General features: G+C 43.3%; 10 protein-coding genes. 2 read left to right on the top strand and 8 right to left on the bottom strand.

The genetic code is table 11. From position 1 onward, the window contains the following. The first annotated feature begins 90 nt into the window (after positions 1 to 90). The gene (locus PBT90_RS03100) at positions 91 to 1,263 is read left to right on the top strand and encodes a trans-sulfuration enzyme family protein (RefSeq protein ID WP_270131544.1); all 1,173 of its coding nucleotides are present in this window, start codon (positions 91 to 93) and stop codon (positions 1,261 to 1,263) included. Positions 1,264 to 1,316: 53 nt separating this feature from the next. Here PBT90_RS03100 and PBT90_RS03095 read toward each other — a convergent pair whose 3' ends face one another. The 4 genes from PBT90_RS03095 to PBT90_RS03080 all read right to left on the bottom strand — a co-directional run bounded on the left by PBT90_RS03095 (position 1,317) and on the right by PBT90_RS03080 (position 5,155). Beyond that, on the bottom strand, positions 1,317 to 1,778 hold the full coding sequence (locus tag PBT90_RS03095; RefSeq protein WP_270131542.1) for a CBS domain-containing protein: 462 nt from the start codon (positions 1,776 to 1,778) through the stop codon (positions 1,317 to 1,319). 121 nt (positions 1,779 to 1,899) lie between these two features. Continuing rightward, entirely contained in the window at positions 1,900 to 3,438 is a 1,539-nt protein-coding gene (locus PBT90_RS03090; protein ID WP_270131540.1) for an FG-GAP repeat domain-containing protein, read from the bottom strand. Then, positions 3,438 to 4,175, bottom strand: coding sequence for a copper homeostasis protein CutC (locus tag PBT90_RS03085; RefSeq protein WP_270131538.1), 738 nt, complete (start codon positions 4,173 to 4,175; stop codon positions 3,438 to 3,440). Before PBT90_RS03085 ends, PBT90_RS03090 begins: the two co-directional genes overlap by 1 nt. Then, a complete protein-coding gene (locus PBT90_RS03080) occupies positions 4,175 to 5,155 on the bottom strand; it encodes an isoaspartyl peptidase/L-asparaginase family protein (RefSeq protein ID WP_264808889.1) in 981 nt (326 codons plus the stop codon). The genes PBT90_RS03085 and PBT90_RS03080 overlap by 1 nt, the downstream gene beginning before the upstream one ends. Before the next feature lie 155 nt (positions 5,156 to 5,310). On the opposite strand from PBT90_RS03080, the gene PBT90_RS03075 reads away from it, so the two are divergent. Continuing rightward, the gene (locus PBT90_RS03075; protein WP_270131535.1) at positions 5,311 to 6,072 is read left to right on the top strand and encodes a creatininase family protein; all 762 of its coding nucleotides are present in this window, start codon (positions 5,311 to 5,313) and stop codon (positions 6,070 to 6,072) included. On the opposite strand, the gene PBT90_RS03070 is transcribed toward PBT90_RS03075, so the two are convergent. From PBT90_RS03070 to PBT90_RS03055, 4 genes are all read right to left on the bottom strand, one after another. Then, the gene (locus PBT90_RS03070; protein ID WP_270131533.1) at positions 6,073 to 9,600 is read right to left on the bottom strand and encodes an FG-GAP-like repeat-containing protein; all 3,528 of its coding nucleotides are present in this window, start codon (positions 9,598 to 9,600) and stop codon (positions 6,073 to 6,075) included. A gap of 141 nt (positions 9,601 to 9,741) precedes the next feature. Further along, the gene (locus PBT90_RS03065) at positions 9,742 to 11,472 is read right to left on the bottom strand and encodes a RagB/SusD family nutrient uptake outer membrane protein (protein WP_270131531.1); all 1,731 of its coding nucleotides are present in this window, start codon (positions 11,470 to 11,472) and stop codon (positions 9,742 to 9,744) included. A 51-nt stretch (positions 11,473 to 11,523) separates the two neighbouring features. Then, positions 11,524 to 14,778 (bottom strand): SusC/RagA family TonB-linked outer membrane protein, encoded by a 3,255-nt coding sequence (locus tag PBT90_RS03060; RefSeq protein ID WP_270131529.1) that lies wholly within the window; start codon positions 14,776 to 14,778, stop codon positions 11,524 to 11,526. 480 nt (positions 14,779 to 15,258) lie between these two features. After that, positions 15,259 to 16,986 (bottom strand): TPR end-of-group domain-containing protein, encoded by a 1,728-nt coding sequence (locus tag PBT90_RS03055; protein WP_270131527.1) that lies wholly within the window; start codon positions 16,984 to 16,986, stop codon positions 15,259 to 15,261. Positions 16,987 to 17,075 lie beyond the last annotated feature (89 nt).

Genomic DNA, 17,075 nt, shown 5'->3' with positions numbered 1-17,075 from the left:
AAATAATCCCTTTTTAGTTCGATTGCCGCCTTTGAGTTTGATTTTCTCAAATCTGTCTGATTTGTATGTATGAAATCTAACTAAATACTGATGAGCAAGCATTTCGAAACAGAATCCATTCGGATCTCCCCCTCCAAATCAAATCAGCGGGAGCATTCGGCACCCATATACCTTACTTCCAGCTTTACTTTTGAATCTGCGGAACAGGCCCGGGCTACTTTTGCAGATGAAATAGAAGGTAATATCTATTCCAGGTATGCCAACCCCAATTCAAGTGACCTCATCGAGAAAGTCTGTGCCGCCGAAGGCACTGAAGATGGCTTTGCCACCGCCTCTGGCATGGCTGCCATGTTTGGGAGCATAGCAGCTTTACTGCAGCAAGGCGATCATGTCTTAGCTGCCCGATCTTTATTTGGCTCCACACATCAGTTACTGACCCGCGTATTTCCAAAGTGGGGCATCACATCTACTTACGGAGACATTTCAGATTTTCAAAACTGGGATCAGCTGGTTCAGCCCAATACCAAAATGCTTTTCATAGAGACTCCTTCAAACCCCGGCTTGGAGATAATCGACCTAGAATGGGCGGGAAAGTTTGCGGCAGCACATAACCTGATTTTAGTAGTGGACAATTGCTTTGCATCACCCTATTTACAGCAACCTGCCAAATGGGGCGCTCACATTGTGACGCACAGTGCAACGAAGTATATAGATGGTCAAGGCCGGGTTTTGGGTGGTTTGATTTTGGGAAAACAGGATTTGATGAAGGAAGTGCACTTCTTTGCGCGCCACACCGGCCCAGCTATATCTCCATTTAACGCCTGGATTTTAAGCAAAAGTATGGAGACCTTGGGGGTAAGGATGGATAGACATTGCAGCAATGCCCTTAAAGTAGCTGAGTACTTCGAAGGAAATTCTGAGCTCATCGGAGTCAAATACCCTTTCTTAAAATCTCATCCGCAATACCAAATCGCCAAGAAACAGATGCTTCAAGGAGGAGGCGTGGTCACCCTAAACTTAAAAGGAGGAGTAGCCAGAGCCCAGCGCTTTATTGATCAACTTCAGATGATCTCCATCACTGCCAATCTTGGTGACAGCCGCAGTATAGTCACGCACCCAGCTTCTACGACCCACAGCAAGCTTTCACAGGAAGAAAGAGAAAGAGTAGGTATCACCGATGGCTTGGTAAGACTATCTGTAGGGCTTGAACATCAGGATGATATCATTCAAGATGTAGAGAGAGCGCTTGAAAAATCTAAGTAAAACAAAACAGGCCCTTTTGGGGCCTGTTTTGTATATGCAAGTAATGAGCCTGATTACCAGGTAGTATCCTTCAATCTAGGAAAAGCTCTGATCACATCGCTGAGACTTAACTGTCCTACTAGCTTACCATCTTTCAGCACCGGGAATCTACGGATTTTGTATTTCAAAAATTTAGATGCTGCATCAAACAAGGAAAGGTCTGGCGATATAGTCACCAAATCAGTGGACATGTGCTCTGCTACCTTTCCCGGGAATTTAGGCGTATTGGTATACTTGCCTTTGATAATTTCCTTGAGACAATCTACCTCCGAGATCACGCCTATTAAGGCACCAGATTCATCCACCACCGGAGCGCCAGAAATCTTCCTTCTAGTCAAGACTTCTAATACCTTGTCAATAGTGTCATCCGGTGTAAAGGTTACCAGATTAGTACTCATGTGCTCACTCACTACAATTTGTGGAATCGGGGCTTTTTTGGGTTCTGCCATTCTTACCCCTTGAAAACTTTTTACCATGGGTCAAAGAATTAAGGATGAAAGAATAAATTACTGAAAAAGACTAAGATTTAAAAATTTGAATTCAAATAATAATATTTTTCCATACTATATTTTTAAAATAAATACAATACCCAAAATTTTACCTGAATTGGTTTTCAAGAAACACAAAGGGTTTCCAGTTATCCTGAGCACCTTTGTACAGGTCGTCAAACTCAAATGCCCCAACGAAAACATCCACATCTCCATCCAGATCCACATCTCCAGAAGTCATCGTCAGCCAATGCCCCTTTAGATCTTCTTTGACCGAAAAGGGATCAAAACCTCCAGATGGGTTTTGACGAAAATAAAGCAAATCCTGCCTTGGCTCCTGCTTGGAGTCAGGAAAGAAAGATAACACGAACATATCCAGTCTTCCGTCCCCGTCAAAGTCAGCTATCTCCAAGCCACTTGCACCGTACATAGGATAAAAATAAGACTGCTCAAACTCATTATCTCCATCATTTAGGAAAACGTAAACTCCATGGTAGCTCTTCAGCACCTGGGATAAATCAGCATTATCCCCATTGACCACAACAATATCTCTATGCCCATCTCCATCCATATCTTCGAATCGAAAATCACTCGCCCCAAATGCGGGATGAAAACGCAGTAAACTCTTTTCTCTGAAATCCCCCTCCCCTTGATTGAGCCAAACATAGATCCCCTCCTGAGCTTGGGCCATCATTCCCAGTACATCCAAATCCCCGTCATGATCAAAATCCAAGGCAATAGACCTTCTGGCGCCGGGCTGCTTGCGCAAAATGGACTCTTCCCGCCCGGAAATGTATAAGCTCATTTTACCAAAATGATCTCCAAACTCTGCTATAGTATAATCCGGAACATCATCTGCATTCCAATCAGCCAGATCCATATCCACTGGTCTAATGAGTTTACTCAAGACAGTGTCTGGGATCCAAGCCCCTTCTACCGAGCTAAACTTGCTTACCATGCCCGAGGTATCCGGAGCAGGATCCATTCTTCCCATGGTGAGCAAATCAAAACTACCATCCTCATACCAGTGAATATCTACCGGAGACACATCAGTGGGAATAGAATCTCTGATACGAAAACCGTTTTGAGCATCCAAAATGTAAAGCGCTTTCATACGATCTCCCAGCCAGAGCTCACCAGTCCCGGGCTTCACTCTAAGCATAGTGGTCAAATCTCCTTTTACCGAAGGAAACTCTGGCCGGGAAACCTTAAAACCGGGAACACCTAATTGGGGAAGCTTTTTTTCTGCCTGGGCGGGTATTTCCGTGGGAGAATTCTCTTGGTAATAAGCCAGGATCTTTTCCCAATTTTCCTGACGGATCAGTTGAATGTCAGAATAAACACCTTGCGGCACTCCCAGATCCTCCGGCAAAGGCTGTCCGAAATCTTCTGGCAAGTATAGCCCCATGCGCTTACGCATGTCCGGCAAAACCTTTTCCGTCCAGATAAAAGTAGGAAGTAGTTCTGGTTCAGGTTTCAAATGGCAACTTCCACAATAGGCATTTGCCAACTGCTCACCATTCAAGTCAAGATCCTCCGAAGCCAATTGCTCCAAACTGGGAGGAGGCTGTTTTCGATCTGAAATAGGCTTGCAAGAGAATACACCCAAAGCAGCAAGGAGGATTACAGAGACCTGAAATCTATTCATTAGAGTACTTTCAAAAACTGATTCACCATATCGGGGTCTATTTCCAGGTGATGAGTAAATGATTTCGGATCATCTGAAAATGACAGCTCTGGATTGACAAACTGATTACCAGATGGATTCCAAATCTTGCAGGAAGCATGTATTTCCTTTAACCAGCCCCTTCGCTTAAGTTCCAGTACATGCTCAGGTTTAGAGCCACCCCCCGGCATGATACTGATCCGGTCCTCGGCTTTTTCCATCAGCGCTTTGATAGTATCCAGCCCATCCGTGACAGAATTTTTTCCTCCGGAAGTCAAAATACGCTGAAAATCACAGCCTATGATTTTTTCTAATGCATCAAAATAATCCGAAGAGGCATCAAAAGCCCGGTGGAAAGTACAGGGTTTTCCACTAGCCGTACGGATCAACGAGTCACAAGCATCCGTATTTACGCAGCCATTCTTATCCAAAACCCCAAACACAAAACCGTCTGCCCCCAGCGATCCCAAAGTCTCAATATCACGCTTCATCACCATGAGCTCCTTTTGAGAATAGTAGAAATCCCCTCCTCTCGGCCGGATCATCACAAAAACAGGAATGTCCACTTCAGATTTCAAAAATTTCAGCATTCCTGCACTGGGGGTTTCTCCTCCTTCGGGGAAATTGGCACAGAGTTCCAGTCTGTCTATGCCAAATGAAGCGGCCTGTAAAGCTGCTTCCACGTTGAAAACGGGAGACTCTAGAATAACTTTACCCATTATTTAAAATGTGAATTTGAATCAATCATCTCATTTTTAGAAAGGGTTCCCTGAGCAAAGTTAAAGCCAGGATGTACCGCATATGCGCCTACCTCGCCCTCTTTGTTCATCGCCAAAAACCCAGCTTGGATATCTTTTATGTTTTTGTTTTTAGAGATCAAACGTCTCACAGCTTCCTCACAAGCTTCCTGTGGAGAGCGGCCTTGACGCATGAGTTCAACGATCAGAAAGCTCCCACACACGCGGATGATAGCCTCACCCAAACCCGTGGCTGTGGCAGCTCCCACCTCATCATCCACATATAGTCCAGCCCCGATTATAGGGCTATCTCCTACTCTCCCATGCATTTTATAGGCCAGACCGCTGGTCGTACAGCTGCCTGAAAGCTTCCCATCCGCGCCCATACCTATCATACCTATGGTGTCATGATTTTCTATATTGATCACTGGCTTATACTGGCTTTTTACTTTCCACCTTTCGTATGCCTCCTTGGCTTTGGGACTGAGCTCTTCCTTTTCCATAGGAATGCCTTCAGCCATAGCAAACTGCCGGGCTCCTTCTCCAGCAAGCATCACATGTGGGGTTTGCTCCATCACCATTCTGGCAAGAGAAATGGGGTGTTTTACCTGTCTTACAAAAGCAACCGAACCGCAACTTCCATCTCCATTCATAATGGAAGCATCTAAAGTGGTAATCCCCTCCCGGTCTGGCAACCCTTGTAATCCCACAGATAAATTGCTCAAATCATTCTCGGTATCACGTACCCCATACTCCACTGCATCAGTAATACTCCCCCCTGCTTTCAACTTTTCAATAGCTGCGGCATTGGCGGGTAAGCCATGGTTCCAGGTAGACAAGAGCAATGGCTTTTCAACCTTTGAAAGAGCTGGTTTCACTGGACTAGCCAGAGACTGGATACCTGGTATGATTAGTGCAGACCCCATCAGGGATTGCTTGATAAATTTTCTTCTTTCTGACATAAGGGTTAATTTAGAATCGGATGTCCAAATTATTAAAATTGACTTTAAATCGTCCTACCATCCTTCAATTCATTTGAAATTCCTCAATCCTACTATTCAACACAACTGTCGATTTACTTTTAGTGATCCTTTACACTTGACGAAACAACCAAACTATGAAGCCTTACCTGCTCAAAGAATCCAATTGGAAAAACCTTGAAACACACCGTTTTGATCTGGCTGTTTTGCCATGGGGAGCTACAGAAGCACATAACTATCACCTGCCTTATGGCACAGACGTGTATGAAGCTGATGCCGTGGCCGAGCAAGCAGGTAAAAAAGCTTGGGCCAAAGGAGCAAATGTGACCATATTACCCTCCATCCCCTTCGGTGTGAACACCGGGCAATCTGATATCTACTTGGATATCAACCTTAACCCCAGTACCCAGATGTTGATTTTAAAAGACATTATTACGGTGCTGGATCGACAGGGAACCAAAAAACTATTAATCGTCAATAGCCATGGAGGAAATGACTTTAAAACCATGCTTCGGGAATTGGGATTACAATTTCCGGAAATGATGCTTTTCACCTGCAACTGGTTCCAATCCCTGGACAAAACGAAATATTTCGAAGAGGAAGGCGACCATGCCGACGAAATGGAAACTTCCATTATTATGCACTTGCACCCTGAGCTAGTTCTTCCCTTGGAGCAGGCGGGGGACGGTGCTGAAAAGAAATCCATCATTCAAGGGGTGCGGGAGAAATGGGCTTGGGCAGAAAGAAAATGGTCTGATGTAACTGATGACACCGGGATAGGGAATCCAAAAAAATCCTCCCCAGAAAAAGGGAGGAAATATCTGGAAGATGTGACAGACAAAGTCGCTCAGCTCATGCTTGATATTTGCGAAGCCAAACCCGGAGAAATCTACCGCTGATCACTTCATGCTTTTCATTTCCATCACCTCAATATTGCCTTTGTAATCGATCAGCTCCACCTGCTGCACCTCATGGGGGATAGTGATTTGTCTTCCTGACTGGGACAAAAACCCTGAACCAAGGCTGGTTTCAATCCTTTCTTTTTTGCCATTTCCAAGGTCCAATACCACCGCCATGACCTCCAGGCCCGGCGTAATAGTCTGGGTATTTTCCTGCTCAGTTTTGGACTCGTAGGTCATAAGTTTTCCTCGGTTTTGCGAGGCTACAAAGAATGGCTTTCCCTTCGGGTCAAAGATTTTCACCAGTGCTTTTGCGTCACCAGGCACCACAAAACCACTTTCAGCCGGACTCATAGGAGTAAATCCCCCTGCTCCATCTCCTATCAAAACCAAGCCTATAAAAGCATCCAGCCTACCCACAAAAATCTCATTTCCATAATCATTGCCCACCATCAACACATCCAATTTACCATCTCCATTTACATCAGCGGTAGTCATCCCATTTACCGGCGCTATTTGGGCAGGAGTTGGCAGTCTGCTGATTTCAAATTTACCTCCACCTAGATTTCTGACGAAAGCCGTTTTATCATAATTCCCAGTCAGAATCAGCGCATCCTGCTTCTCACTTTCTGTAAAAAGACTTTTCTCATCTGTCAAAGCATACAATTTATACCGCTCAAATTTCCTTCTAAACAAGGTGCTTTGTCCATACAAATCGCCCCAGAAGTGGCTAGGAAAGGAATTATACACTCCATTTCTATCCTTATAATAGGCAAAAGTAATGGGGTCAATACTGCCATTATTATCAAAGTCTTTGGCGTAGATTTTCACTGGTCTTTCAGCTGAAGGGTGGTGATAATTATTTTCACCCAAGTTCCCTACGATGAAATCCGTATCTCCATCTTGATCAAAATCTCCCGGTATTATAGAATTCCACCAACCAAAATATTGCTCAAGTCCGGTATTCTCCAGCTTAGCAAAGCGACCATCGTAATTTTTGAAAATAGTGATTTCCATTAGCTCTCCCACTACCACCAGGTCAACCTGCCCATCCAGATCCACATCCGACCAGATGGCATCGGTCACCATGCCTACTTTTCTCAGATCAGGTGCAGCCTCATCGGTCACGTCCTGAAGCACCCCATCTACATTTCTAAGCAAGAAACTTCGGTCTGGAAAGGGAAACTGTGCTATAGCAGTACGACCCCCTACGAACAAATCTACAAACCCATCTCCATCGTAATCTGCTCCACGTACGGTGGTTCCACTGGCTTTTATACCAGAAAAATCCTTGTTTAAGCTGAAGTTACCTTTACCATCATTTAGATAAAGTCTATCTGTATATTCTGCCGAACCGGCTTTGAATTCGGAACTACCGCTAACCAGATATAGATCTAAATCCCCATCATTGTCCAAATCAAACAGCAACATCCCCATTTCTTCAAAGAATTGATTCTCTCCGGGAAGCAATTCTCTTTGGGTGAATTCACCTAATCCATTCTGTAGAAATAGTTGAGGTGCATAATCTGCTGCTGAGCCTACGATTAAGTCCTGTAGCCCATCCCCGTTCACATCTCCAGCGGCCAGGCTAGGCCCATACTGACTTAACTTGTGCGGGATCACACGCTGCACGTTGAAGTCTATAATATCCTCTTCTTCATGCTGATAATTTAACCCCTTTTGATCTGACACTTCCCGAAAAACAGCATTCACTTCTTTATCAGATAGCAAAGCTACGCTGGTGGGACCGGGTTTGGCAGCATTATGCTCAAAGCTAATTAGCTGGTTAGCTGCTACATTTTCCCGTATTTCTGCTCTTCCATCAGGCCAGACCACTTCTACATTTGCCACAGACACCTGCTCTCCCAATCCAAAATGCATCACCTCATCTATTGATGACATGTATCCTCTTACCACCTGCTGCTCTTGGTAAAGTTCCTTGCCATCAGTCAATGATAACCTGACTTTCGCTCCTAGTCCCTGCGGATTCTGAGCCGTCCCTTGCAGTTTTATCCTTAGGTAATTATGTTTTTTCTCCGTGTTATTAAGCTTATTTTCAAAGACAAAAGCCGGATCATTGATATTATTGACTACATAATCTAGGTCACCATCTCCATCCAGATCGACAAAAGCTGCTCCGTTAGAAAAAGAAGGTTTATTTAATCCCCAGGCTGCGCCCTCATCAGCAAAGGTCAAATCCCCATTGTTTTTGAAAGCATAATTTGGAATCTTCACAATAGGAATGGAATCCAGAAGCTGTCGGATAGTGGCTATGCTCCCTACATCAGCTCGGTAATTTGCAAAATCCTTATCGGTAATATCCCTAGGGAAACCATTGGTAACCAACAAATCTCGGTGACCATCGTTGTCCACATCTCCAAAAAGGGGCGCCCAGCTCCAGTCAGTCTGATACACCCCGGCCATCATTCCTATTTCGCTGAACGGAACATTTTTACCGTTATTCATTTGGAGCATATTTCGTACATATTGGTATTCATATCCCCATTGTTCATTGCTTAGATAGACTTGATAGGAATTATTACCAATGGTCGTTTTCTTTCTGTAGTTATCCTCCCCTAACATGTCCAAAGTGATGATATCTGGTTTGGAGTCATTGTTGAAATCGGCGATATCTGCCCCCATGGAAAACTGGCTTTGGTGCCTGAGAAATTCTCTGGATTGATTCGAAAAAGTACCGTCTTGATTATTGATATAAAGTATATCATTTGTCACGTAATCATTACTTACGTGTATGTCCGGCCAGCCATCATTATTGAGATCTGCCACCAAAACCCCTAGCCCATATCCTTCTATAGTAATCCCTGCTTCTATCGTGACATTAGTAAATGTGCCGTCACCGTTATTTCTATAAAAAGCATCATTGTTTATGGCAGACCCATCCTCGATCTTCTTTCTATAGTTACTGGGGACACTCCTGCTTTGCTCATTATTTAGCACAAATAAATCCAGATCTCCATCTAAGTCATAATCTAAAAATGCGGCCCACATGGCATTACCAGAATCATCGATTCCATACTCAGCAGCCATTTCTTTAAAGGTGATTTCTCCATTGGCATTTTTTCCCTGATTGACAAAAAGCAGGTTATTTCGCTCACCAGGACCGGTTTTCATAGCTGAAGCTACATAGACATCCATCCAACCGTCACCATTGATATCTACCACTGCTGTGCCGGTACACCACTGATCTGCAGCTGCTACGCCTGCTAGATCTGTCACATCCTCAAACTTAAAGTCACCAGAATTTAGGTAGAGTTTATTTGGAACTTGGTTTCCTGTGAAAAATAAATCAGGCAAACCATTTTGGTCAAAATCTGCCACTGCTACTCCTCCTCCATTGAATATATACTCGTCTGTGAGAATATTAAACTCGTCTGTTTCGATTATACTATTATTAAAATCAATTCCAGTAGAAGAGGGTGATAATTGCTCGTAAAGTGTCTCATTTTTTGTGCAGGAAACAAGCGCAACCAATGAAAGGACCAACAAGGCTTGCAGGGTAAACTTCATAATAAATAAATTGGGTAAATGGGTAATGCTGAAATTAGCATTTTTGTGGCATACAAGAAAAAATAAGCCGTTTTATTCCAGAATTGTGTAAAAAAAAGGGAGACTAAAAAGCCTCCCTTTTACTATAAAATTCAGGTTGAATTAGAAACCAGGATTCTGTATTAGAATATCTGGACCTACCAAGTCAATTTGGTTCTGAGGAATAGGTAGAATCTTATGCTTATCAGTATAAGTAGCTCCACCAAGCGCGTTCAAAAGAAGCCCTCCGTCGTATGCCAAATAAGCATTCAACTCAGATTCAGCTGTACCCCAACGCACAAGGTCATAGAATCTATGTCCTTCCATTCCAAGCTCCAGCTTTCTTTCAAAACGAACAGCCATTCTAGCAGTAGCTGCATCAGTCCAAGGCGAAGTGTAAAGACCTACTTCATAGTTTGCAGCTTCACCACTACCATCAAGTTTCATGATCTTGGAATTACTCGCTCGCTCTCTGACCATGTTCACATATTCTCTGGCTTTCTCCAGGCTTCCTGCCTCGATTTCTGCTTCTGCTGCCATCAACAATACGTCTGCAAATCGGATGATAGCTACGTTGATTCCTGTGTAACCTGGAGTCCAAGAGCTGTTATCCTGAAATGATCCTACTTCTGTGGTAGAGTATACATATTTCTTCACAGAATATGGCCCAGAATAGGCTTGCTGTCTGATCCAGGATTGTCCTGGATGATCTTGCCAATCGATATAAGGAATACCTCTTCTACCTGCAGTGTGATCTACACGTGGATCAATCGGTCCCTGGTCAATTGTAAACGGATCGCCTGTTGCGATACCATAATCGTTTTTCACAGCATTGGCAGCAGAATTATAAGAACCATCCAGCAATGGAAGGCCATTAGCATCTACCCGGAATGAATTTACGAATGTAAAGCTTGGCGCAAAGAACCCACAGCAAACTCCTGGAGCGGCAGAATTGTATGGGTTGTTCAAGTCAAACTCTGGATTAGCATTATTGACAGATCCTGTACCTGCAGCCGACTGATAAGACCATACAGACTCTAGGCTATTGTCATACTCACCTCTGAACAAGTTACCATAATCATCCAGTAAGCCGTACTTCAAACCATTGCTAGTCTGGCCATTTGCGATGATATCGTCAAACAAAGTCTTAGCCTCTCCGAATTTATTTTGATACAAATAGGTCTTGGCAAGATAAGCCTTTGCAGCCCACATATTCACACGACCTACCTGGCTTTGAGTCTCGGGAAGATTGTCTGCAGCATACTGAAAATCTGCCTCTATCATAGGCCAGATATCCACATTATTTACCACTTCTTCCAATCCAGATCCATAATCTATGTTCTCATCTACATAAGGAACATTATCGAAATTTCGCTTCAACTGGAAATAGTAGTGACCTCTGAGGAATCTAGCCTGAGCCGATAGTCTCACTACATCTGCATCTGTGACATCTTCACCTTTATTTAGCAATAGTCTCAATACATTATTTGATCTAGCGATCCCTTCGTACAGACCATTCCAATTTTCTAAAAGGTTGCCATTGGTAGCATCAGTTTCAAATCGCTGAATAGGGTTAATGGTGTTGAAATCACCAGGATCCGTTCCTTTATTGGCGTCTCCACCACGAATACTTCCCCATACCCAGTTGGAAGGAGAAGCCATACGGAAGTTTCGTCCATTCACTTGTGAATATGCAGCTATCAAGGACGCATCCAATCCAGCTAAGGATGTCAACTGCGCCTCTGACAATAAGCCAGTAGGTGCAATTTCCAAGAAATCATCGCTACAACTCACCGCCAGCATCATCGCTGTGGAGGCAAGTAAAGCACCGACTTTTAATTTTATATTTTTCATAAGTTTAATCTATTATAGTTTCTATAACTCGATTCTAGTTGCTTGAAAAGCTTAGAAGCTTACGTTTAGACCGAAAGTATAACCACGGGTAACCGGATAGTTACCTACATCGATACCGAAAGTCAAATCAGCATCACCACCTACAGCTGGATCAAGTCCTTCGTAACCAGTAATAGTGAACAAGTTATTTGCGGAAGCAAATACTCTCAATCGCTCAAGCTTCCACTTCTCCAACAAGGAAGGAGGTAGCGTGTAGCCTAGCGTTACGTTCTGCAATCTTAAATATGAACCGTCTTCTACATAGAAAGAGTTACCTACGTTTGAAGTAGAGAAGTTTGCTGCTTTTTCTACAATTGGAGTAGTAGCATTAAGATTCTGTGGTGTCCAGGCATTTTTCAAACGCTCTGAAGTCGCGGCACCTTCGAAAGTGGAATAGAAATCAGTAAACCACTTGGACTGGTTCCAGATCTCATTTCCGATAGAAGTATATAGGTAAGCGGAAAGATCAAATCCTTTATAGCCTAAAGTGAAATTCATACCACCTGTGAAATCAGGAATTGGTGCGCCTAGAATTTTTCTATCGTCAGGAGTAATTTCACCATCTCCATCCACATCTCTGAACTTGAATCTACCAGGAGCCGCGCCATCCTGAATAGCATGGTTCGCTACGTCTTCTGCAGAACTGAACAAGCCTTCAACTTCATATCCAAAGAAAGAAGAAAGAGACTCACCTACCATGTTTCGGATCGGCTCTATCCCTCTGAAAGAAGGGTTGGCAGAGGTAATTACTGTCAATCCTGGAGCTAGGGAAACGATCTCATTCTTTAGTAGAGAACCATTCACAGAAACCTCATAGGTGAAATCAGAAGTAAGGTTACCTCTAAATGCTACCAAAAGGTCAGCACCCTGGTTGAGCATTTCACCGATATTCACAGCAGGAGCAGCGGCATTATAACCTGCAGTTGATGGAATTGGCACTTGGAACAAGAGGTCTTTGGTGTCTTTTTTCCAAAGATCAAAGATCACATCCATTCTGCCGTTGAAGAAAGTACCGTCAAACCCTATATTCTGGGTAACAGCAGTTTCCCATTGGGCATTTGGGTTACCGATTCTTGTTCTTCGGAAACCTATGATGGCCGAAGAGTTGGAACCATTAATATCATAAGAAGATGCTCCGATATCTCCTCCAAACAAGGAATATTGGTTATTTGGATCCACATTATTGGAATTACCCATTTGTCCCCAACCACCACGGATCTTCAGATCATCAATCCAAGTAGAACCGGAAAGGAATCCTTCAGAAGAAATCCTCCATGCCGCAGAGAAAGCCGGGAACACACCATATCTGGCATTTTCACCAAATCTAGAAGAACCGTCACGCCTTACTACTGCACTGAAAAGATACTTATCGTTGTAAGTATAATTTAATCTACCGAATAAGGAGTAGAAGTTTACACCTCTATATAGTCCAGAATTAACAATTCTAGAAGATACTGGCAAATTAGATATGGTGATAAAGTCCGGATCCTGAGAGAATGGATTTTGACCGGATGCATCAATATTTCTACCTGAACCTGTGTTCAAGGCTTCTATACCTCCCAAGAAGTCAAAAGCATGCTTATCAAATGTCTTTTTGTAAGTCAAGGTATTCGTAAAGGTCCATGCGAAGTTATACCCAGAACCTTCTGAATATCCAAAAGCGGAGTTATTCTCTAAGTTTTCGTATTGACGTCTGGAATAGTTATAGTAGTAGTAGTTATTATACTGACCACCAATGGATGTTCTGAACGTTAAGTCCTTGATCAAATCGATTTCCGCATATACGTTTCCGAAAATATTTGCATTGAAGTTTCTGTTATCTACCAATGCATCTCTTTCAGCTACCGGGTTTCTAGGGTTGTTAAACCCTTGAGCCGCAGTACCTGCATATCCACCAAACTCATCATAAATTGGGATGATAGTCGACATACGGAAAGCACCCAAAATAGAGTTTTCATCCCGCGCAACGCCTTGTCCGCCATTTCCACCTGATTGACCCAATACTCTTCTGTAAGTAGCCTGGAAGTTTTCTCCTATCCGGATTCTATTGGTAATATCAAATTCTGAGTTTGCACGAAGAGTCATTCTCCTCAAATCGTTGTTTTTCAAGATACCTGCTTGATCCTGAAAACCGAAACCGACAAAGAATCTACTAAATTCAGAACCTCCATTTACTCCTATGGAGTGCCTGTTTAAGGGAGCTGTACGGGTGATAGCATCATACCAATCGGTACCTTCACCAGTAGCAGCTCTTACCAGTTGGTAGATAGGTCCCTTACCATAATCCACATTGTATTTGGCCGCTTCTTCTGCCAATCTATCCGCAGAGAATGGACCTGCTACGCCAGCTTCGCTACCCACTCTGATATAGTATGGCAATACAGGTGTAGCACCTGTGCCAAACTGTGGATGGCTATAATTCACATCTCTACCTTCCGCAGCCGCAGCATTAGTCTCTGCTAGCCAAGTGTAAGTTGCTTGGTCCTGAGGATTCATCATATCAATCCCTTCACCTGGCGTGGTCATACCAAACATCCCGTTGTAATCTACTCTCAATTTTTGATTACCTCTCTTACCTCTTTTGGTAGTATAGATAATCACACCACTTGCCGCTCTAGCACCATAAATGGAAGCTGCCGCAGCATCTTTCAATACCGTGGTAGATTCAATATCATCTGGATTCAAAAAGTCTGTAGACCCTACAGGTACTCCGTCCACAACGTATAATGGCTGGTTACCCCCGAAGGCACCAAATCCACGAACACGAATGATTGAGGAGGTACCAGGCTGACCGTTGGTAATTACGGTAACCCCTGAAACACGTCCCTGAAGGGCCTGTTCCACGTTACCAGTAGGAATTACAGCGAGATCTTTAGCATCCACCGTGGCAATAGCTCCGGTAGTTTCTCTTCTGCTGTCAATGGTATACCCTGTAACTACCAACTCCGTCAGAGAAGTCTCATCTGGCTGCAGTTTGAGGTCAATCACACTTCTGTTCCCTACCACTTCTTCTACTTTAGCATAACCTATAAAGGAGAAAACTAAAACTGCGTCGTTGCTTGGAACTTCTAGGGAGAATTTGCCATCAATATCGGTGGTCGTACCGGTGGTAGTTCCTTTGATGAGGATGGAAGCGCCAGGGAGACCGACGTCAAATTCGTCCAATACTGTACCGGTAACGGTCTTTTGCGCGAAGGCAGCCGCTCCAGTAAGGACTAAGAGCACTAATAATGCACTTAGATTTTTGTAAACATTTTTCATATACATAGATAGATTGGGTAACAAGATTAATTTCAAATACTTGTCTTTGGTAATTGTTTTCGCAATCGATTGCGATCTTGCTTGAACTAATTGCAGGAAATCATCTCCAGGATTACAGGAAATGTATTTGCGATTATACCGTGGTTTGAAAACCAGCTAAATTAGAAACCTTTAGGTTTGAGTCTGCATCTGTAATTGATGCAAAACGAGTGGGCGTACTACAGCTAAGTAGAATAGGTCATAGGCTAAATATTTTGGGTTACGTTAATTGTACTTAAGCCTCAATGTTAAAGATTCTAAAACAAAATTCAAATCCAAACACGAAAATAAAATTTGGATTTTACTAGGTCTTATGCACTAATCATCTACTGAAACATCAAATACAGTGTCAATTTAGTGTAAAATTCCTATCAACAAAAAAATTAGAAAAATACAATTTTGAAATTTGGTATTAATCTTTTAGCCAAATCTTTAAAGAATTGTTACTTATTTTTCACTTTCCGCAACGGATGACCTAAAAATTTGAAAAAACTCTTCAGAATTCCTGATTTCTTCGAAAATCGGATCCACCAAAGCTTTTTGATAAAGTAGCTCACTGAGATGAATCGCCTTTTCCAATTGGATTAGAGCCACTTCTTTTTGGCCACTTTCCGCAGCTATCATAGCCAGCCCATAAAACCCATAACCAAAGTTTCTGCCCGACATGACCGACTCCTCAAAGGACAAGCTGGCATTTGCATAATCTTCCGCTAAAAAATAGGCTAATCCCTTATTGAAAAAATATTTGGGTTCAGCGTAATCATATTCGAAGCGTAGGGTAGCCAGTTTGAAATCTCCCCGCATAATATCCAAAGCACCCCGCAAACTTTCATTGTATTTTAAAAACTCGGGATCCCTGGTCAGTACTGATGCATCTGAAAGCTTTTTATAGGCTTCCCAGCTTTTACCCTGCAGCACCAGAATCTGCCCTTGATTATGCATGACGTATGGGTTTGTATCAATCTTTGAAGCCTGGTAAAGCAGCATATTCGCCTGACTCCATAGACTGTCCTTGCTCTGCTGAGCTAAGGTCCGCTGTGCCTGCCGCATTTTCACCACTGCTAGGTTATTATAAGGGATTACTGAGCGGAAAAGCTCGGTCATCTTACTATAGATCTTTTCCTTATCTTCTAATCTAGGACTGGTCTCTCCTGCGATCAACCAGTCTGCCAGGTCCAAAGAATTGGCTCCACTTTGGTCATCCAGGGCCTTTTGTAGCAATCCGGCCTGTACTGGATCCAATCCGGGCTGGGGCTTCGCGGCCACCTCTATCCTGACTGCACGTAGATTTGGAAACAAGTCTCTGGCTACTTGATTGAAGCCAGGAATCTTTTTCAAGTCCGCTGCCTGACTTTCATAATCAGCCTCATTCAGCAGCACCTTGTAATATTGATCCTTTCGCTGGGTAGAAAGCTTCTCATAGCTTCGCAGCAAGAGTCTGAAATCAAACCAATCGTGCCAACGGGAGGCAACCTTCAGCACTGAATCCCTGATGGAAATGGAAGATTCTTCGAGCAATTGGCGAACTGCCTCTGCCCTATCCATTCCCAGTTTACTATTTCTCCCTTCGCTGCTTTCAGGTGATTGCAGACCTGTGATGGTAAATGAGGAAATGGAGGAGTTTTCGGTGAGAAATACCTTAATTTCATCCAAAGTAGCCTTGGTGGCCGCATTTTGACTTACAGTAGAAGAACCCGGAGCAAACTTCACCAAAAACTCACGGGTGCGGGTGAGATCAGCATCCAGTGCTCCTGTGGAAATAAAAAGGCCGATTTGAGGGATGGGTTCATCGGGATAGACTTTGCCCACTTTTGCCATGAGCGGTGTGGTGATCACACCTCTGGCCAGAACCTTCTTTTCATTGGGTTCATCGATGGATTTTTTCCCCATATAAAAATGAATCTCCAGAAAAGCCCCTTCCATCCATGGTTCATAAGCTAGGATGAATGATTTATCATAGGTATACTCGGCCACCTTCTTAGTCAAATCCAGCTCGCCTAGTTCCAGTGTTTTTTCAGAAGATTTAAAGATTAAATTTACTCTAGGGTTTTTGGGACTCAGGGCAGATTGGATAGGTATGGTGCCCTTGACTGTAAAGCTTACGGTATCCCGATCAAACTTCAGCTTGGCCGGAGTCACCTCAGCATCTTGCAAAAATTCGGTTTCGGGCATCATTCTTGAGCTCGAAAGGGAGATTAAAATTGCAATGAAACAGATTACAGGATTAATTTTAAACAATCTATACACCATTCTTATTTATTGAT

Source organism: Algoriphagus sp. TR-M9, assembly GCF_027594545.1.
In the GTDB taxonomy this organism is placed as follows: domain Bacteria; phylum Bacteroidota; class Bacteroidia; order Cytophagales; family Cyclobacteriaceae; genus Algoriphagus; species Algoriphagus halophytocola.
This window is presented reverse-complemented; position numbering and strand designations above follow the sequence as displayed.